Source organism: Marinomonas algicola (genome assembly GCF_014805825.1).
Taxonomy (GTDB): Bacteria; Pseudomonadota; Gammaproteobacteria; order Pseudomonadales; family Marinomonadaceae; genus Marinomonas; species Marinomonas algicola.
In genome coordinates this window covers 1,614,624-1,633,221 of the sequence record NZ_CP061941.1, presented here as the reverse complement: position 1 = coordinate 1,633,221, position 18,598 = coordinate 1,614,624, and the positions used below count along the sequence as shown (strand labels likewise).

Annotated in this window: 16 protein-coding genes and 1 riboswitch; of the genes, 6 read left to right on the top strand and 10 right to left on the bottom strand. The window is 42.7% G+C overall.

The genetic code is table 11. The features are described 5' to 3' along the window. Positions 1 to 34 precede the first annotated feature (34 nt). Both IEZ33_RS07355 and IEZ33_RS07350 read left to right on the top strand, forming a co-directional pair. Positions 35 to 232 (top strand): YnbE family lipoprotein, encoded by a 198-nt coding sequence (locus tag IEZ33_RS07355; RefSeq protein WP_240009663.1) that lies wholly within the window; start codon positions 35 to 37, stop codon positions 230 to 232. A 10-nt stretch (positions 233 to 242) separates the two neighbouring features. Further along, positions 243 to 563: a YdbL family probable chaperone protein gene (locus IEZ33_RS07350; RefSeq protein ID WP_191603034.1), complete on the top strand. Its 321-nt coding sequence runs from the start codon at positions 243 to 245 to the stop codon at positions 561 to 563. A gap of 235 nt (positions 564 to 798) precedes the next feature. Here the strand turns inward: IEZ33_RS07350 and IEZ33_RS07345 are convergent, their stop codons facing one another. After that, entirely contained in the window at positions 799 to 1,221 is a 423-nt protein-coding gene (locus IEZ33_RS07345) for a hypothetical protein (RefSeq protein WP_206696916.1), read from the bottom strand. Between the two features lie 102 nt (positions 1,222 to 1,323). Here IEZ33_RS07345 and IEZ33_RS07340 point away from each other — a divergent pair, with 102 nt between their 5' ends. After that, a complete protein-coding gene (locus tag IEZ33_RS07340) occupies positions 1,324 to 2,205 on the top strand; it encodes a LysR family transcriptional regulator (RefSeq protein WP_191603033.1) in 882 nt (293 codons plus the stop codon). A 302-nt stretch (positions 2,206 to 2,507) separates the two neighbouring features. On the opposite strand, the gene IEZ33_RS07335 is transcribed toward IEZ33_RS07340, so the two are convergent. Further along, a complete protein-coding gene (locus IEZ33_RS07335) occupies positions 2,508 to 3,014 on the bottom strand; it encodes a GNAT family N-acetyltransferase (protein WP_191603032.1) in 507 nt (168 codons plus the stop codon). A gap of 199 nt (positions 3,015 to 3,213) precedes the next feature. Continuing rightward, positions 3,214 to 3,365: riboswitch (FMN riboswitch) on the top strand. A 119-nt stretch (positions 3,366 to 3,484) separates the two neighbouring features. On the opposite strand from IEZ33_RS07335, the gene IEZ33_RS07330 reads away from it, so the two are divergent. Next, complete coding sequence (locus tag IEZ33_RS07330; RefSeq protein ID WP_191603031.1) at positions 3,485 to 3,973, top strand: 6,7-dimethyl-8-ribityllumazine synthase; 489 nt, start codon at positions 3,485 to 3,487, stop codon at positions 3,971 to 3,973. 61 nt (positions 3,974 to 4,034) lie between these two features. Here the strand turns inward: IEZ33_RS07330 and IEZ33_RS07325 are convergent, their stop codons facing one another. Both IEZ33_RS07325 and IEZ33_RS07320 read right to left on the bottom strand, forming a co-directional pair. After that, positions 4,035 to 5,612, bottom strand: coding sequence for a phage tail sheath family protein (locus tag IEZ33_RS07325; protein ID WP_191603030.1), 1,578 nt, complete (start codon positions 5,610 to 5,612; stop codon positions 4,035 to 4,037). A gap of 357 nt (positions 5,613 to 5,969) precedes the next feature. Next, positions 5,970 to 6,893 carry a DMT family transporter gene (locus IEZ33_RS07320; RefSeq protein ID WP_191603029.1) on the bottom strand — a complete coding sequence of 308 codons (924 nt, stop codon included), beginning with the start codon at positions 6,891 to 6,893 and terminating at the stop codon, positions 5,970 to 5,972. 108 nt (positions 6,894 to 7,001) lie between these two features. Here IEZ33_RS07320 and IEZ33_RS07315 point away from each other — a divergent pair, with 108 nt between their 5' ends. Beyond that, positions 7,002 to 7,850, top strand: coding sequence for a LysR substrate-binding domain-containing protein (locus IEZ33_RS07315; protein WP_240009662.1), 849 nt, complete (start codon positions 7,002 to 7,004; stop codon positions 7,848 to 7,850). A gap of 321 nt (positions 7,851 to 8,171) precedes the next feature. Here the strand turns inward: IEZ33_RS07315 and prpF are convergent, their stop codons facing one another. From prpF to IEZ33_RS07285, 6 genes are all read right to left on the bottom strand, one after another. Continuing rightward, complete coding sequence (gene prpF, locus IEZ33_RS07310) at positions 8,172 to 9,353, bottom strand: 2-methylaconitate cis-trans isomerase PrpF (protein ID WP_191603028.1); 1,182 nt, start codon at positions 9,351 to 9,353, stop codon at positions 8,172 to 8,174. A 42-nt stretch (positions 9,354 to 9,395) separates the two neighbouring features. Beyond that, entirely contained in the window at positions 9,396 to 11,990 is a 2,595-nt protein-coding gene (acnD, locus tag IEZ33_RS07305) for a Fe/S-dependent 2-methylisocitrate dehydratase AcnD (RefSeq protein ID WP_191603027.1), read from the bottom strand. A gap of 82 nt (positions 11,991 to 12,072) precedes the next feature. After that, positions 12,073 to 13,203 (bottom strand): bifunctional 2-methylcitrate synthase/citrate synthase, encoded by a 1,131-nt coding sequence (gene prpC, locus IEZ33_RS07300; RefSeq protein ID WP_191603026.1) that lies wholly within the window; start codon positions 13,201 to 13,203, stop codon positions 12,073 to 12,075. A 28-nt stretch (positions 13,204 to 13,231) separates the two neighbouring features. Beyond that, on the bottom strand, positions 13,232 to 14,125 hold the full coding sequence (gene prpB, locus IEZ33_RS07295; protein ID WP_191603025.1) for a methylisocitrate lyase: 894 nt from the start codon (positions 14,123 to 14,125) through the stop codon (positions 13,232 to 13,234). A 193-nt stretch (positions 14,126 to 14,318) separates the two neighbouring features. After that, positions 14,319 to 14,465 carry an oxidoreductase-like domain-containing protein gene (locus IEZ33_RS07290; protein WP_240009661.1) on the bottom strand — a complete coding sequence of 49 codons (147 nt, stop codon included), beginning with the start codon at positions 14,463 to 14,465 and terminating at the stop codon, positions 14,319 to 14,321. A gap of 92 nt (positions 14,466 to 14,557) precedes the next feature. After that, on the bottom strand, positions 14,558 to 15,271 hold the full coding sequence (locus IEZ33_RS07285) for a YebC/PmpR family DNA-binding transcriptional regulator (protein ID WP_191603024.1): 714 nt from the start codon (positions 15,269 to 15,271) through the stop codon (positions 14,558 to 14,560). A 399-nt stretch (positions 15,272 to 15,670) separates the two neighbouring features. Between IEZ33_RS07285 and IEZ33_RS07280 the strand changes: the two genes are divergently transcribed. After that, positions 15,671 to 18,508, top strand: a complete 2,838-nt coding sequence (locus tag IEZ33_RS07280) for an FAD-binding and (Fe-S)-binding domain-containing protein (RefSeq protein ID WP_191603023.1) — start codon at positions 15,671 to 15,673, stop codon at positions 18,506 to 18,508. Positions 18,509 to 18,598: the final 90 nt, after the last annotated feature.

Sequence of the window (18,598 nt, the reverse complement as noted above, 5' to 3'; positions counted from 1 at the left end):
TGGCCTTAAAAGAATCTAGAGACAGGACAATATTATGATAAACACCTTCGGTCGTAACATGTTCACCGCAACGGTTGGCATTTTACTATTAAGCGCTTGCACACACAGAGTTGAAGTGGCTACCAAAGAACCCATTACCATTAATTTAAATGTAAAAGTAGACCATGAAATTCGTGTCAAAGTAGACAGAGAATTAGATTCATTATTCAGCGACGACAGTGACTTATTCTAAGGAGAACGAAATGAAAAAAATCCAACTTATCACCTTGCTTACGGCCGTATGTCTCTCTATTTCTGCTTGGGCATTGTCTCTAGATGAAGCCAAGAATCAAGGCATAGTAGGAGAAGCCAGCTCCGGTTACCTAGGAATGGTCGTGCAAAATGCAGACGCTAAAAGCCTTATTAACGAAATCAACATGAAACGAAAAGCTCAATACCTAAAATTGGCCGAGAAGAATGGGCTAACGCTTTCTCAAGTCGAAGCATTAGCCGCTAAAAAAGCCATTGAAAAAACGCAAAATGGTCATTACGTTGAATCAAATGGACAGTGGTTGAAAAAGTAATGAAAACCAACTAACGGAAGTATCATCGTATTTATTTAAATACAACCAACAATAAACTCTTTAGAGCTTCAGCACTGTAGCGCCGTTCCGAGCCATCAAAACAACGGTGATGCTTCCCGATGACAGTTTGATGGCCCAGAACGGATCTCAAGTAGCAAACAGATCATTGCTTAAGTAATTTAAGGCTAATCCAAAATAAAATACTATATCTAGAAATATAGTATTTTAAACCTTTTTAATGGGAATATTTGTCACCCACCGTTTCTCTAATGGGGTGGGTGTCATAAACTATGACCATTTTTTCTATTAACATCTCAGTAGTAAAGTCAAAAATATCGATGCAATCAAATGGTGCGGTAGACCCATCGGATAAAGTCCAATCGTATCTAAAGTAAGCTGTAACGCTTAGATTATCATTCGAGCTTAAGAAAATATCAATCGGGATGATTTTACTTGGGCCAGAAACGTCGCGAAGTTTTTCAAAGAATGGTCTTGGCTTCATCCATCCAAGGAACGGTGAGTAAATATCGGCATTTTTATCAAACAATTGACATATTTTTTCTATATTGCACTTCTCTAATTCAGCAAGGTAGCAGATGATTTTCGCTTTCATTTTTTGAGCAGACTCATTAATAACTATTTCATCTTTATGTATCATTTCTTTCTCCTCGGTTTGTGAACAACCGATGTTATAGAAATTCATGTTTTCTAATCAAACTAATATATTTAATATGGGGTATCTCCTATTGGAATACTCAAAATGCGATCAAAAATTTATAAATCTCTCCCTAGCCTAGTTACCATTCAAGCATTCATTGTTTGCTCTGAACGAAAGAGCATTAACAAAGCATCTCTTGAATTAAATCGGTCTCAAGGTGCTGTAAGTAAACAAATACAACAACTGGAAGCGTTTTATGATGTAGTGCTTTTTGAGAGACTTAATTCAGGCTTAGAGCTCACCTCGGAAGGAAGGCGTTTCTTAGAGGTTGCCTATGAGTTGCTTGAGGTCGTTGGAAAGTTTGAATTACCCAATAGACGAAGTACTGACATTAAAATATTTTCCCCATCCACCTTTGCATTGCGTTGGCTTCTCCCGAGAATCGAAAAGATCAAACTTGAACTAAGTGAAATAGATATACAAATAAGAAGTACTCATGCTGATGCAATACAACTAGATAATAATGTGGCTAGCTTAGCTATTGTCAGAGGGCAGCCATCAGAAAGCAATTTAGCTTTTATCGAGTTGTTTCCTGAGATTTTAACGCCTATGTGCTCAGACTCTATTAGGAAAAGCATTCTAGACAATAGTCTCTCTCTTGAAGGACAAAATTTATTACATGCTACACAAGATGGTGAAGAATGGTTTACTTGGTTGGATCAAAATAAAAATATAAAAACGGAAGGTTCTAATTCAATGTTCTTTGATACGCTTGACGTCGCTTTATCTGCTGCTGAAAACGCATCAGGTATTGTTATTGGAGATCCAGCTATGGCCGTTGAACGATTAAAATCTAAACGCCTATTTATGCCCTATCAATCCATCATACCAAGTGGCAAGAAATATTATATTTGCTATCTTGAGAAATTCAGTGGGAATAAAGAAATACAACAATTGGTTAAAGCACTAGTCCGCTCCATATGACGTGGTGTTTAAATAATAAAACACCAAAATTAGAACAATACCTTTTAAAGAAAAATGTATTTTATATTTCGTAAGTGAGGCGTCAAACGTGCCTTTATTTGGCAAAAAAGTAAGCTCTAATTCTGGATCAGTGGGAGTATCACCCAATTCATTCACACTTATTGAGCCCTAGAGAGTTTATTCAAGTCATTATTAGCTGGTTTGCCTTGATGCCATCTAATCGCTTGGAGTGCATCAGAGTATAATCGGTTGATGCGGCACTTTTCTTTTTTGGGATGTCAGTAAATAGCATGTATTACACCTCAACCACAGAGGGATTTTTCATACAATGAGACGGCATGATACGCACCATTTTTATAACCAACCTCCGTCATGGTTCCCACTAACTCAAACCCATACTTTTCATGCAGCCGAATAGAAGCGGCATTCGGAAGCGTGATCGCGGCATACAATCGGTGTAATGTTTTTGTGTCTATAGCGGAGAACAATGCATCGTACAGTTTTGCACCCATCCCTTGCCCTCCCATATCGGGCTTTATATAAATGGTGACTTCAGAAGACGTACAATAGGCCTTTTTTTCTTTAAATTTTGTGTTATAGGCAAAGCCCACCACTTGGCCTTTATTCTTGGCTACCAATAAATTATAAGGACTTTCTTCCTTATTAAATATCTGAAACCAATTTAAACGAGATTGTACTCCCCACTCTTCTGTATCAAAGGTCGCATTACTGTTTCGAATATAATGATTGTATATTGCATTTATCGAAGACAAATCTTCTACCGTACCTCTTGCAATAGCGATTTCCATACCAGCTTCCTTATGTTGTTATTAACCTCTTTAATCATACTATTTTTGCTACGAAAAACACGACCTAGAAAGCGTTTTGGTGACCTTTTATTTACGTAAATAAAAAAGAAAATTTATGCGTACCATAAAATGAATCGAGTGAACCCTCTTTGACAGATCTGGCGAAAAAAAGTATATTCCCGTCCATCGGATTATTCCGATTCGTTCTCGGGGCGGGGTGAAATTCCCCACCGGCGGTAAGGAAGGTTTTTTCTAAGTCCGCGAGCGCCTAATAGAAATTTTATTTTAGGGTCAGCAGATCTGGTGTGACTCCAGAACCGACGGTTACAGTCCGGATGATAGAGAGCGTGTCAGACAACACCTCACTGTGTCGTTATATTCGTATATCGACTCTAAATAGGGATGCCATATTTTTATGGTGTTTTTGCCTGTCCGTTCGCCCTGATTCACCTTTATTTTAGGAATTTACAATGAATCAGAGCTCAACGAATCTTATTGATTTCACACCAGCAACAAAACGCATTGCTTTTTTACATGCCACTTGGCATGAAGAAATCGTCTTAAACTGTCTAGAAGGCTTTAAAGTTGAATTAGTTTCTCGTGGTTACGATGCATCAATGATTGATGTGATTGCCTTACCGGGTGCATACGAGATTCCACTGCAAGCCAAGTTACTTGCTAAAAGTGGGCATTACTCTGCCATTGCTGCCAGTGGATTAGTCGTTGATGGCGGAATTTATCGACATGACTTTGTCGCACAAACCGTTTGTAACGCGTTAATGCAAGTTCAGTTAGAAACAGAAACACCAGTGCTAACAGCTATTCTAACGCCTCATAATTTTCACGAACATGACGAACATAAAGACTACTTTAGCCGGCATTTTTTGAAAAAAGGCACGGAACTCGCCAATGCTTGTGACAGAACCATTCAATTGACAGAAAAAGCAAAGCAACGTTAAGTAAATGAATGACGCCGCTATCAAATGCTTGTTAACACTATTTGATAGCGGCGTCATTCATCTAACCAGACGTCGCCATCTCTTGTTCAACGGTTAGGACCATAAATTCAGCAGGACGTACCACCGCCACCTTGATGGATACTCTCATCAAGCCTCTTAACACATCCTCAGCCGTCATAGTAGCACCCAACCCACACTCCACTTGAAAAGCATCGGCTGAACTTGCTCCCTGTAATCCCCCTTCTTTCCAAATGCTTACCAAGAAACTACTTATTTCATTTTTAACCGCCATCCAAGTATTCATGCTATTGACTTCAAATGCATAAGCACGAAGCGCCAGTTTTACGGATTGCTCAAGAAAACTCATTGTGCGCCTAACAGAGAGGTAACGCCAATCTTGACTGTTACCATCCAACGTCCTGGCTCCCCAAACTAAGATCCCCTGCCCGTTAAAAAAGCGAATCGCATTAACCGACTTCCCAGATACCTCGATATTCAAATCGGCCTGCTGAGCGTCAGTCAAGTGAATAGGAAGACGAGAAGCGCCTACAATGCTGGTATTTGCTGGAGCATGCCAAACCCCATTGTTATTATCATTGACAGTATAAATGCCCGCCATGGCACCACTTGGAGGTAATACATTGGCCTCACTCAATACATGATTAATAATTTGATCGTAATCTGTGGAAGCGTTAAGCAAAGACTCGTTAAGCTGGGATTGGGTCAGCGAATTCTCTGTGGAAGGTAGATCAATCATGTCGATAATATCTTCCACTATGCTATTCGGTGCAGAAACAGGACTCAGGATGCTCTTCAGCTGTTGGGTATCCCCGCCAAACAAATTGGTATAATTAATTTCATGGCTCTGCATGATAGTCGTACCAATGAAAGGATAATAAACAGCGCCAAATTTTAACCCTTTTGAACCTGTTTTATTACGGAAGGTTTCAATATCATGGGTATATGTAATAGGATCGGGCGTATTACCGCCAATAATATCAAACAAACAAACCGCGGTTTGCACGTCATTTGCTTGTGACAACATAGATTCCATCAAGGTACCATTATTGTCTATTGATAGCAGCGTCGCTTCTGGACAAACGTAGAGGGTAGGCTCTGATTCATTTTTTAATAATGTTAAACCGCGTTGCAAATCGGCTAGATGTACATTTGGATTAACAATCTGCTCTCCTACCTTCCCCGCTTTTCCGTTTACTCGACCATAGGAACCTACCGACACAATATACGCATCGCCTCCACCGTTCTGATAAAAAAGTCGAATACTATTGTATAAGTAATAAACAGTGCTTGGGTCCGGTACAACCGAATAGCCACGCTCATTCAGTTGAAGGTAATCTCCATTTTTAGGCTCTGTGTCTTGCTCAATCAAATAATACTCTGGATGGTATTGAGCCGCCGGATCTGCTGCAGAGGATGGTAAAGAGGTTAAATAAATGGCTTGAAACTCGGCAAAAGACGATATCTTCTGCACCTTATTATAGAACGATTTTCCTTGATACTCAGCGCTAGGGGTATAGCCAATAAAAGCCGGAACGGCTGTTGCTACAGGAACAACAGAATTACCAAAAGCATTTATCTCGTTTATATACACACCAGGTGTTTTGATAGTAGAAACCATACCTCTTTACTCCCTTTCGTTTCACTTTCACTCAGGTAAAGGTGAAAATATTGGATCAAAATGCTATCAACTTACTGTTTTCAGAGACGTGCCACATATTAAGCGCGATAGACGGTCTTTGAACATTCTAGTACATGAATATTGAACCGTACAATAACAGGCTGAATGAAGGGAGTTTTTTAAAAGAAATCAATTAGCCGATTGATATATATGAGCTAATTATTTGAATTGACCAATACATATTTTAAAGACGTATTTTTGCAATTTCATAAAGTAAAACAGACAGAACGAAACATTAAATGATGGCCTGAATTATTCCAAGTTTTTTTGATTTGTAAGGTTTTTTGAAACAAAATATCATGCTTTTATCGCTTTTCGGCCAACAGAATAATCGCGCAACTTTGTAAAAGGTACATGACCAATTAAGGTACCGATTAGAATCATGATCAATGCAAAGGTTAACCCTTGAGTCCATAACTCGCCAAATAATGGCACGGCCAACACGCTTGCAAAAACAGGCACAAGAGCCATGAAAGCGCCCATTTTTGTGGCGCCTAAAATGTGAACGGCACGTCCATAAAATATCATTTGTACTGTGGTTGCCATTACGCCTTGATAAAAAGCTTGCAAACCAATCATTTCCCAAGAGGCATCACCCAAGTGATGCGGTAAAAACAACACATAAACCGGTGCAAACAGTAATGTGGTTACCGTAATAATCCCCAATGTTGAGTGCCAAGGTGCAAACTTCCAGCGGCGCAATAAGACAGTAAAAATACCCCAAAAGACACAAGCAATGATAAAGCTCATATCACCAAGCCAATAGGACACACCAGATAACATGGTTTCAGCGAGTAAAACGAGAATCCCTAAACTGCTCACTAGAATCCCAACCCAAGATGCGGGTGAATGCCTCTCGTTTGCTAAAAAGTAAGCAAAAACGGCGATCATAATCGGCATTAAACCAGGCAGAAGCAATGCCGCATGTGTCGCTGGCGCATGTTGAAAACCATTAAACACGGATAAAGCATAAGCCAACCCACCGATACTGCCCAACACAAACATTCGCCATTGCAAAATAGTGTTTCGATGACGCCAAATAAATGGAGAAAACAGGATAAACGCCGTGCCAAATCGTACCATCATCATATCTGGTAACGATAAGGCAGCCAAGGCGCCCGCTTTCGATACCAATATAAAGCCAGTCCAAATGGCAACAGCCGCTAAGGCGTACCCTATGCCAGCTATTGATATGGAGGATGTCACATTTGATTGATTCATTTTCAGCCCTCTCTGCTTTAATTTTTTACAGTATAACGTTATTATAATTTCACTAATAATGAATAATAATGAACAATACATTCATAAATAGTGAAAGCTTGGAGCATTATGATGGATATTTCAGATCTGATTGTATTTAAAGCCGTGGTAGAACATAAAGGCGTTACCAGAGCAGCCGAAGCGTTACATAGAGTTCCATCTAATGTCACTGCACGAATTAAAAAGCTGGAAAGCGAACTAAATGTTGATCTATTTTTACGGGAAAATAATCGATTGTCTGTGACTTCTGCGGGGCTGAGGTTATTGGACTACACAGATAAAATTCTGCAGTTGAAAAAAAGCGCCATCGCCGAATTAACCAAAGCGGAGCCATCGGGTCTATTAAGATTAGGCTCTATGGAAAGCAGCGCCGCCTCAAGACTACCCACTGTACTTTCTCGTTATCACAACACCTATCCTGCGGTGCAAATTGAACTGATGACGGCCGCCTCAATGCCACTCATTGAACGAGTACTGGAAGGCGACTTAGACCTTGTTATGACAGCGGACCCACCTGACGACCCAAGACTGTCTTGCGTACAGTGTTTTGATGAAGAATTGGTTCTTATTCTGCCTGCGGCTTGGGGCGATCAAAACCCACTACCAGAATCACTCACAATGGTGGGTTACAACAAGGGCTGCTCGTATCGAGACCGACTTGAAAAATGGCTCAAGCGGCAAGAACGAACGTGCGAACGCATTATAGAAATTCCCAGCTACTATACTATGATCAGCTGCGTTATCGCTGGAATGGGCATTGGTATGGTGCCACGTTCGCTCTTGTCATTGCATAGAACCGAAGGACTGTCATTTCGCGCCGTCGATCGGGATATCGCCCATGCACCAACTTACTTAGTGTCGCGTAAAAATAACCCATCAAGTGCAATAAGTGCATTCGTCGAATGCACTTTGAACTGAACCTTGGACATCCAATCTTATAAATCAGAAGTCCGATCAGATTCTTTAATTCAAACAACGAGTAAAACAAGCGCTAAAAACAGGTATTGAAACCAGTTAACCGATAGAAATCGATTAATTGAGACGATTATGATTTGCTTTTTTAAGATTGGCGACGTCCCTGTTTCTATCGCGGTGTTTTTTTATGAGAAGCCCTCCGTTTTCCCTGCACCAGTGACGACAGTGGCGTAGGCAGAAAAGACGAGGGCTTTTTGTTTTATGCTCTCCCCAAAAGGGCGAATGAGAGTTCGGTTCGTTGACCCGCCGGAACAATTTACAAGCTCATTCTGGTGGTGGGATTCTAACCCAGCCTTCCATTAGAATTCTGGCACTGCGGCTCATTATGGCTTTTTCGATGACCCAGTTGCCGTTTTCTTGAATGGCTTTGGCACCAACTTTAAGCGTGCCAGATGGATGTCCGAATTCCACCATTTCTCTATCTCCACCACCAGCGGCTAGATTAACCAAGGTACCAGGTATGGCCGCGGCAGAGCCTATCGCTACAGCCGCCGTACCCATCATAGCATGATGCAACTTACCCATCGACAAGGCACGTACCAAAAGGTCAATGTTCGTATCATCAATGGCTTTACCGCTTGAAGAGACATAACTTTTAGCCGGTGAAACAAAAGCGACTTTGGGTGTGTGCTGACGAATTTTGGCTTCCTCTAAGGTTTGAATTAACCCCATTTTAATGGCTCCGTGAGCACGTATGGATTCAAACATAGCTAAGGCTTTTTCATCATTATTAATGTCATCTTGCAGCTCCGTCCCTTGATAACCAATTGCGTTGGCATTGACAAAAATAGTCGGAATACCCGCATTAATCATAGTAACTTGCAGCTCACCAACATCAGGCACGCTTAATGTGTCCACAACATTGCCCGTTGGGAACATGGAGCCACCGTCTTCACCTTCATCCGCAGGGTTAAGAAATTCCAATTTTACTTCCGCTGCGGGAAACGTCACACCGTCTAATTCAAAATCACCCAGCTCTTGCACTTCGCCATTGACGATAGGTACGTAAGAAACGATGGTTTTTTCAATGTTAGCCTGCCAAATACGTACCTCCACTACCCCGTTTTCAGGAATTCGGCGACTGTCGATGTAGCCATTCGCTACAGCAAAAGGGCCAATAGCGGCGGAGAGATTACCGCAATTACCGCTCCAATCGACAAAGGCTTTGTCTATCGATACCTGACCAAACAAGTAGTCCACATCATGCCCTTCACGACGACTGTTGGCCATAATCACTGTTTTACTGGTACTGGAAGTGGCGGCCCCCATGCCATCTATTTGTTTACTATAGGGATCAGGGCTACCAATCACTCGCATAAGCAAAGCATCACGCATAGCACCAGCCACTTGAGCGGCTTCTGGCAGGTCTTCTAGCTTGAAGATAACCCCCTTGCTGGTGCCGCCACGCATGTAGGTTGCGGGTATTTTAATTTGAGGTTTTACCATAACGTCATTCCTAAACAGTCGTTCGATTCACAAGGAGCGGTGTTAAACACCTTCCGCTTCACTCAAAAAGTCTTTTGCAAAACGTTGCAAGACGCCACCCGCTTCGTAAATTGAGACTTCTTCTTCTGTGTCCAGACGACAAACAACCGGCACCGTCATTTGCTCACCCGATGTCCTCGTAAGCACTAAAGTCATTGTCGCTCTTGGTGTACGAGCGCCTTGAACATCGAAGACTTCTGTCCCATCTAAAGCCAGAGTATGGCGATTGGTGCCCTCTTCAAATTCAAGTGGTAACACGCCCATGCCGACTAGATTCGTTCTATGAATGCGCTCAAAACCTTCTGCAACAATCACTTCGACCCCAGCCAGACGCACACCTTTGGCGGCCCAGTCACGGGAGGAGCCTTGCCCGTAATCCGCACCAGCCACGATAATCAGCGGTTGTTTTCGCTCCATGTAAGTCTCAATCGCTTCCCACATACGGGTTACTTTTCCCTCGGGTTCCACCCTGGCTAACGAGCCTTGTTTCACTTGGCCGTTTTCTTGCACCATTTCATTTAGCAGTTTTGGGTTAGCAAAGGTTGCGCGTTGGGCCGTTAAATGATCTCCTCGGTGAGTGGCGTAAGAATTGTAATCCTCTTCTGGCAACCCCATTTTATCGAGGTATTCACCGGCGGCGCTGGATTTCATGATCGCATTCGATGGAGACAAATGATCCGTGGTAATGTTGTCTCCCAAGATGGCTAAGGGGCGCATGCCCGATAAGCGGCGTTCACCGGCCAAAGCCCCTTCCCAATAAGGTGGCCGACGGATGTAAGTACTCATCTCGCGCCAATCGTATAATGGACTTACGGCTGCACTGGTGTCCTCTTTGATTTCAAACATAGGAATGTAAACGGCATTGAATTGCTCTGGTTTGACACTTTTAGCAACAATCGCGTCAATTTCAGCATCACTCGGCCAAATGTCTTTTAGCGTCACTTCATTGCCATTTTTATCCACGCCTAGAATGTCTTTTTCAATATCAAAGCGAATGGTGCCGGCAATGGCGTAGGCAACAACCAAAGGCGGTGAGGCTAAAAAAGCTTGTTTGGCGTAAGGGTGAATTCGGCCATCAAAGTTACGATTACCGGATAAGACGGCGGTCGCGTATAAGTCTCGGTCAATCACCTCTTGTTGAATCACTGGATCCAGCGCGCCACTCATACCATTACAGGTTGTACAGGCAAACCCCACAATGCCAAAGCCTAATTTTTCTAACTCAGGTAATAAATTAGCGTCTTCTAAGTAGAGCTGAGCGGCTTTTGATCCCGGTGCAAACGACGTTTTTACCCAAGGTTTACGGGTTAAGCCGAGTTCATTGGCTTTTTGGGCAAGTAAACCAGCGGCCACTGTATTGCGTGGATTACTGGTGTTAGTGCAGCTGGTAATGGCCGCAATAATAACGGCACCATCAGGCATTAAACCTTCGTCATTTTCCACTACCCCAGAAATACCGCGAGCCGCTAATTCAGAGGTTGGTACGCGGTTATGAGGGTTCGATGGCCCAGCAATGGTTCTCACTACACTGGAAAGATCGAACGATAACACCCTTTCGTAACGTGCGGTTGTCAAACTGTCCGCCCATAAGCCCGCTGTTTTCGCGTAGTTTTCAACCAGTGCCACTTGATCAGGATCGCGGCCAGTTAAAGTTAAATAGTCTATTGTTTGTTGGTCAATGTAGAACATGGCCGCAGAGGCACCAAACTCGGGTGTCATATTTGAAATGGTGGCTCGGTCACCTAGGGTAAGATGCGGTACCCCTTCACCGAAGAACTCTAAATAAGAGGAAACCACTTTTTGAGCCCGTAAGAATTCGGTTATGGCGAGTACTATGTCTGTCGCTGTGACGCCTTCTTGCCTTTTACCAGTGAGCTCTACGCCTATGATGTCTGGCAAACGCATCCAAGAAGCTCGACCTAACATAACGCTTTCCGCTTCTAAACCACCAACACCAATAGCAATAACGCCCAATGCGTCTACATGAGGGGTATGGCTGTCTGTACCAACCAAGGTATCTGGAAACGCCACACCCTCCCGTGAATGCACAACAGGCGACATACGTTCTAAATTAATCTGGTGCAAGATGCCGTTTCCGGGCGGAATCACATCCACATTTTTAAAGGCTTTTTTAGTCCAGTTGATAAAATGAAAACGGTCTTCGTTACGACGGTCTTCAATGGCTCTGTTTTTAGAAAACGCTTCTTTATCAAAGCCACCGTGTTCGACCGCAAGCGAATGATCCACAATTAATTGTGTTGGCACCACTGGATTTACTTTCGCTGGGTCACCCCCCTGTAATGCAATGGCATCACGTAAACCCGCCAAATCAACCAAAGCCGTTTGTCCTAAAATATCATGGCACACTACCCGCGCTGGAAACCAAGGGAAATCCAACTCTTGTTTACGTTCAATCAACTGCAACAAGGACGCATTTAAAGTCTCTGGAGAACAGCGCCTTACTAAATTTTCCGCCAATACTCGAGAGGTATAAGGCAGTTCATCATAGGCTCCAGGGCTAAGTGCCTCAATGGCTTCTCGGGTGTCAAAGTAGTCCAGTTGCGTTCCTGGAAGGGATTTTCGGTATTGGGTATTCATGATAGGGAACTCACTTAAAGCGGCCAATAATCAAGAGCTGGTGCACACCAGACTCTTGATTAGATTGAAGGATGATCAGATTCTAGGTACGTGATTCAATCGGGGTTACGTTTCTTGGTTCTGGTCCTGTGTAGTCTGCACTGGGTCGGATAATACGGTTATTCGCTCTTTGCTCAAATACATGAGAAGCCCAACCTGTCAGACGTGAGCAAACGAAAATAGGAGTAAACAATTTCGTTGGGATGTCCATAAAATGGTACGCACTGGCATGAAAGAAATCTGCATTACAAAAGAGTTTCTTTTCGCGCCACATTACGTCTTCAACGCGCTCTGATACGGCGTATAAAACGGTATCACCAACATCATCAGAGAGTTTTTTAGACCATTTCTTAATGATGCCATTGCGCGGATCAGAAGTACTGTAGATAGCGTGTCCAAAGCCCATAATTTTGTCTTTACGAGTAAGCATGCCTAATACTTCTGTTTCCGCTTCGTCAGCCGAAGTCCATTGCTCAATCATATCCATCGCTGCTTCGTTCGCCCCTCCATGTAATGGACCTCTAAGTGAGCCGATTGCTCCTGTAATACAGCTATGGAGATCAGATAACGTAGAAGCACAAACTCGTGCGGTAAAGGTTGACGCATTGAATTCGTGTTCGGCATACAGGATCAATGACACATTCATGACTTTTGCATGCAATTCACTCGGCTTGGCACCTCGCAATAGGTGCAAGAAGTGTCCACCAACAGAATCGTCATCTGTGACTGTGTCTATGCGAATACCATCATGACTAAAACGATACCAGTAACAAATAATTGATGGGAACACGGCCAATAAACGATCCGCCATGTCTTCTTGATCGGCAAAACTCGCTTCTGTTTCTACATTACCTAACATAGAGCAGCCAGTTCGCATCACATCCATCGGGTGTGCTTCTTTTGGAATTTGTTCCAAAACCACTTTTAACGCATCAGGTAATTGGCGCAGTGATTTAATTTTATCAATATAAGCTGAAAGCTCGTCTTGATTCGGTAATTTGCCTTTTAACAGTAAATAAGCCACTTCTTCAAAGGTCGATTTTTCCGCCAATTCATGAATATCATAACCACGATAGGTTAACCCAGAACCCGATTTACCAACGGTACAAAGTGCTGTTGATCCAGCTGATTGTCCACGAAGTCCCGCACCAGTGAGTTTTTTAGCGTCAGCCATTGTTATTCTCTCCTCTTCCGAATTCGGTTTACTTATTTTTACCTTGGGCAAATAACTCATCTAGTTTTTGCTCAAAATCGTGGTAATTCAAGAAATCATACAGATCCATACGCGTTTGCATGGTGTCGACAACGGCTTTTTGATCGCCGTCTTGTAATATATGCTCAAACACATTTAAAGCCGCTTGATTGGCCGCACGAAAAGCCGATAGCGGATATAACACCATACTCGCACCATGAGCGGCCAACTCTTCTTTATTAAATAAAGGCGTGGCACCAAACTCAGTGATGTTGGCTAATAAATGGCGACCACCAATGCCTTTAGAGAAGGCCTGATAATCGTCTAGCGTATGTACGGCTTCTGCAAAAATACCATCAGCACCGGCTTCTAAACACGCTTGCGCTCGTTCAACTGCGGCGTCTAACCCGTCTTGTTGGAAAGCATCTGTACGGGCAATAATAAAGAAGTCTTCATCGGTACGAGCGTCGACAGCCGCTTTGACACGATCAACCATTTCATCCAGAGATACAATCTCTTTATTTGGGCGATGCCCACAGCGCTTTTGGGCGATTTGATCTTCTATATGGACAGCCGCGGCTCCAGCTTTAGTCATATCCTTCACTGTTTTAGCGATATTGAATGCACCGCCCCAGCCTGTGTCGATATCTACCAATAAAGGTGTATCCACCGCCGAAGTAATACGACGTACATCTTCCAACACATCATTTAAGGATGTCATGCCAAGATCAGGTAAACCGTAAGACGCATTCGCCACACCACCACCGGATAAATAAATGGCTTTATGCCCAACTCTTGTTGCCATCATGGCGTGATACGCATTAATAGTACCGACTATTTGTAATGGGTTAGAGTCTTCTAGTGCTTTACGAAATCGAGCACCAGCAGATAATGTATTCGCCATGGTTATCCCCTTAAAGTAATAATTTTTCATCGATTAAAAGAAAATAGAGTACTTAATCGAAAGAGCTTATTGTCAACAATAAACGAAAATCAGAGCAATTAAAAGGCAAATTGTCCTAATATTGTCGACAATAATAATCTTACAGGTAAAAAAGCCAGTAAAATAACTGGCTTTTGAAGTGACACTATAAAGTTTAATCCGCTTTCTCATCACTGGTTTTTTGTTTTTGCTCTTCCTTCCATTCTCTTAACTCTTCGTAGTAAGTATCCCAAACACAAGGCTCACATGCACTTTCGCAGCATTCACCATCGGCTGGTGGTAATGGTTTATCGCTCATCATTCACTCCTGTTTAACTATAAATTGTAGACAATAAAAAAGGGAATTGTCAGACAACAATCCCCTTTTATTTACAACATTATACTAATTTATGACTAGTATTCAGCGTTGTGATAGACGTTTTGCACATCATCTAGATCGTTTAACAACTCTAGAAAACGCTCAAACTGCTCTACCGTTTCGCCTTCAATCTCTACTGTGTTTTGAGGAACAAATTGAATCTCATCCACATCCAACTCAATACCTTCAAAGGACTCTAATAAAGCATTTTTGGCCTTTCCGTAGTCCGTATGAGGTGCAAAAACAGTAATTTTATCGTCTTCGTTTTCAATATCCGTTACATCCACATCCGCTTCCATCAGGGCTTCTAATACAGCTTCTTCGTCACCCGTAAATGAAAAAATGGCGCTGTGGTCAAACATATGACTAACACTGCCTTGGGTGCCAATTTTTGCTTTTACTTTGTTGAAGCACGTTCGCACGTCTCCAAAAGTACGGTTTGGATTGTCAGATAAACAATCTACGATGACCATTGTGCTGCCTGGACCATAACCTTCATAACGCGCCGTATCGAAATCTTCGCCACCGCCACCTTTTGCCTTATCAAGTGCTTTATCAATAACGTGAGTGGGTACTTGATCTTTTTTGGCACGATCAATCATTGATCGTAGTGCTAAGTTACCATTAGGATCAACACCACCAGACTTAGCACAAACGTATATTTCACGACCGTATTTACTATACACTTTCGCTTTTTGATCAGACGTTTTTGCCATCGACTCTTTGCGGTTTTGGAAGGCTCTGCCCATTTGGTTTTTCCTATTATAAGTTGTCTCGAAAGTTCGATTTTATCGTGAACTCTGCTTCTAGGGAACCACCCTACTAAAAACAATCCTCAAGAGCGTAAGATATAACAAGATGAATAAGAGGTAGTTGGTCTTGCTAAGGCCAACTGCATCAGCGGTCAAATTCAATTCTAGCCGTAATTCATCCCGGTTAGTCACTTAATTGGATAAGAGGAGAAAGACACACCAGAATTGCATAACACGAATTTATCAAAGAATCCTCACAACAAAAAAATAAAATGGTATTACCAATACTATTCATCCAAAAACCATATAAATCCTAAATATATTGACTAAAGCATAGATTATTATTACAGTTTTCTAACAAATAATAAAATTGGTAATACCAATATAGAGAGCATTATGAACTTTCAACAATTTTTCAATGACTTATCTAGCCTCATCCCATCGGATAGAATTATACAAGATAGCTTACGCACGCTTGCTTATGGCACCGATGCTAGCTTCTACCGATTAATTCCTAAAGCCGTGATTCAGGTAAACAGCGAAGAGGACATTGTCGACGTTCTTAAAAAATCTCAAAAACACAAAATACCCGTTACGTTTCGTGCAGCCGGAACCAGTCTATCAGGCCAAGCGATAACAGAATTCATCCTGATTACTTTGGGAGATGGTTGGAATGGACACACAATTCTGGATGATGGACTCAAAATAGCCCTTCAACCTGGCGTACGCGGCGCGCAAGCAAATAAGTATCTATCACCCTATGGCCGTAAAATTGGTCCTGATCCAGCCTCAATCAATGCCGCAAAAATTGGCGGTATTGCCGCTAACAATGCCTCCGGCATGTGTTGTGGTACAGCACAAAATACCTATTACACAATGGACAGTATGACTCTGATCCTTGCTGACGGTACTAAGGTTGATACGGCCGACCCAACCTCGGTTACGGCATTTAAGAAACAAAAGTCGGATTTATTAAACGCATTGACCGACCTCTCAAACACAGTTAAAGCGGACTCGGAACTGGCTGAAAAGATTCGCCACAAATACCGCCTCAAAAACACAACCGGGTATGCCATTAACGCCCTTATAGACTATCAAGACCCAATAGACATATTACAACACCTTATGATTGGCTCAGAGGGAACGTTAGGATTTATCTCAGAAATCCGCTACAACACGGTTATCGATTCTCCCTTTAAAGCGTCATCTTTGATGTTTTTTGACTCTGTTGATCTGGCTTGCAAAGCCGTCGGTGTACTCAAACAATGTCCAATCGAAGCCGTTGAGCTTATGGATTGGCCAGCCCTATCAGCCGTCCGTCATCATGAAACCATGTCTCCTTTGATGCCATCCTTAACAAAAGGCAGTGCCGCATTACTGGTTGAAACCCGTGCCAACACTGATGCCGAGCTTAACCAACAGATACAAGACATTAGTGAGACACTTGCCAATCAGAGTATTAACACAAGTCTCAATGCCCCTTTTGAGAAAGATCCAGCGATAACCAGCCAATACTGGTCCATTCGAAAAGGCATTTTCCCAGCCGTCGGCGCGGTTAGAACTACCGGCAGTACCGTATTAATCGAAGACGTCGCCTACCCTGTTGAACGACTTGCCGAAGCCGTTAAGGATCTGCATCAACTGTTTGAAAAATGGCATTATCATAATGCGGTTATTTTCGGGCACGCCTTAGAAGGTAACCTGCACTTTGTCTTCCCTCAATCCTTTGACAGTGTCGAAGAACAGCAACGTTATGAAGGGCTAATGGAAGAGGTAACAGAGCTTACCGTGACACGCTACCAAGGCTCGTTAAAAGCTGAACATGGAACAGGACGCAACATGGCGCCCTTTGTAGAAAAAGAGTGGGGGCCTAAAGCTTACAAAGTTATGCAACAACTAAAGGCCATTATTGATCCTAATGACCTACTGAACCCGGGCGTAATCCTAAATAATGACCCCAAAGCCCACTTAAAAAACATCAAGCCACTCCCCGCTTCTAACCCACTTATTGACGCTTGTATCGAGTGTGGTTTTTGCGAACCCAGCTGCCCATCTAGAGACCTGACACTGACACCAAGACAAAGAATTGTTGTGCAAAGGGAAATCTCCCGACTAAAGCACGATAAAGACGATGAACAAAGGTTAAACACACTGAGTAAAGACTACCAGTTCTATGGTGATGACACCTGTGCGGGTTGCGGTTTATGCAGCACTTTATGCCCTGTAGACATCAATACAGGCGACCTTACGCGCTTTTTGAGAAAGGAAAACAACAATAAAGGTGAGCGCAAGGCAATTTGGATTGCGGAACATTTTTCCACCACAACAAAGGGCGTCAAATTAGGGTTAACCATAGCAAATGCAGGCCGGTATATTTTTGGCAACACATTAATGCGCACACTGACCAAAACAACGAATGCATTGACTAGAGGCATGGTCGGTGAGTGGCGTCCAAACTTACCTAAAAGCAATGCATGGGCAGAACCCTCTACCCTATTCCCTCAGTCAAATAATGCGTTAAAAAAAGTGGTGTATTTCCCATCCTGTGCCGCTCGCACAATGGGCATAGATCCAGACCAAGAAGATCAACGACCGCTTACTGAACTGATTTACGAACTGCTCCATAAGGCTGGCTTCGACATTATCTTACCGGATAACCTGAGCGATTTATGTTGCGGCATGCCCTTCCAAAGCAAAGGTTTTTTAGAGGTTGCTCAGGACAAACGCAATGAGCTAATCACGTCAATAAAAAAAGCCTCGAACAACGGAAGCTATCCAGTTCTCTTTGATACCAGCCCCTGCGTTGCCAGAACGCTAGAACAAGGACCCGTGTCGTTACAGTGCTATGATCCTATTGAATTTGCCCTCAAATACCTTTTACCAAACCTTAATATCACCCCAACTGAAGAGCTGATCAGCCTTCATATAACCTGCAGCACCACGAAAAGCGGCTTAGCGGATAAAATGATACTCCTCGCCAATACACTCAGTAAAAATGTCTTTATTCCAGATGATATTGCTTGCTGTGGCTTTGCAGGGGATAAAGGGTTCTTCACCCCTGAGTTAAATGCCTCGGCATTACGAACGTTAAAATCACAACTGCCTAAAAACACCAAATTGGGTATTTCTAGCAGTCGCACCTGTGAGATAGGATTAAGCGAACATTCAGGCATCCCGTACCAATCTATTTATTATTTATTGGACAAAGTCAGTCAGAAAAAGCAAATAAAATAAGGGGCATTGACTTTAATAAGATGCTAGCCACTCCCTTTTCAAGCCGATTATCCGATGAAGGGCGTACATTTACGTACTTGCAGTTAAAAC

Excerpts from the sequence above, each read along its gene's own strand:
- acnD (WP_191603027.1), bottom strand. The coding sequence starts at position 11,990 with ATGAATACCCAATACCGAAAATCCCTTCCAGGAACGCAACTGGACTAC.
- IEZ33_RS07340 (WP_191603033.1), top strand. The coding sequence starts at position 1,324 with ATGCGATCAAAAATTTATAAATCTCTCCCTAGCCTAGTTACCATTCAA.
- IEZ33_RS07330 (WP_191603031.1), top strand. The coding sequence starts at position 3,485 with ATGAATCAGAGCTCAACGAATCTTATTGATTTCACACCAGCAACAAAA.
- IEZ33_RS07320 (WP_191603029.1), bottom strand. The coding sequence starts at position 6,893 with ATGAATCAATCAAATGTGACATCCTCCATATCAATAGCTGGCATAGGG.
- IEZ33_RS07325 (WP_191603030.1), bottom strand. The coding sequence starts at position 5,612 with ATGGTTTCTACTATCAAAACACCTGGTGTGTATATAAACGAGATAAAT.
- prpB (WP_191603025.1), bottom strand. The coding sequence starts at position 14,125 with ATGGCGAATACATTATCTGCTGGTGCTCGATTTCGTAAAGCACTAGAA.
- IEZ33_RS07315 (WP_240009662.1), top strand. The coding sequence starts at position 7,002 with ATGATGGATATTTCAGATCTGATTGTATTTAAAGCCGTGGTAGAACAT.
- prpC (WP_191603026.1), bottom strand. The coding sequence starts at position 13,203 with ATGGCTGACGCTAAAAAACTCACTGGTGCGGGACTTCGTGGACAATCA.
- IEZ33_RS07290 (WP_240009661.1), bottom strand. The coding sequence starts at position 14,465 with ATGATGAGCGATAAACCATTACCACCAGCCGATGGTGAATGCTGCGAA.
- IEZ33_RS07350 (WP_191603034.1), top strand. The coding sequence starts at position 243 with ATGAAAAAAATCCAACTTATCACCTTGCTTACGGCCGTATGTCTCTCT.
- IEZ33_RS07280 (WP_191603023.1), top strand. The coding sequence starts at position 15,671 with ATGAACTTTCAACAATTTTTCAATGACTTATCTAGCCTCATCCCATCG.
- IEZ33_RS07335 (WP_191603032.1), bottom strand. The coding sequence starts at position 3,014 with ATGGAAATCGCTATTGCAAGAGGTACGGTAGAAGATTTGTCTTCGATA.
- IEZ33_RS07285 (WP_191603024.1), bottom strand. The coding sequence starts at position 15,271 with ATGGGCAGAGCCTTCCAAAACCGCAAAGAGTCGATGGCAAAAACGTCT.
- IEZ33_RS07345 (WP_206696916.1), bottom strand. The coding sequence starts at position 1,221 with ATGATACATAAAGATGAAATAGTTATTAATGAGTCTGCTCAAAAAATG.
- prpF (WP_191603028.1), bottom strand. The coding sequence starts at position 9,353 with ATGGTAAAACCTCAAATTAAAATACCCGCAACCTACATGCGTGGCGGC.
- IEZ33_RS07355 (WP_240009663.1), top strand. The coding sequence starts at position 35 with ATGATAAACACCTTCGGTCGTAACATGTTCACCGCAACGGTTGGCATT.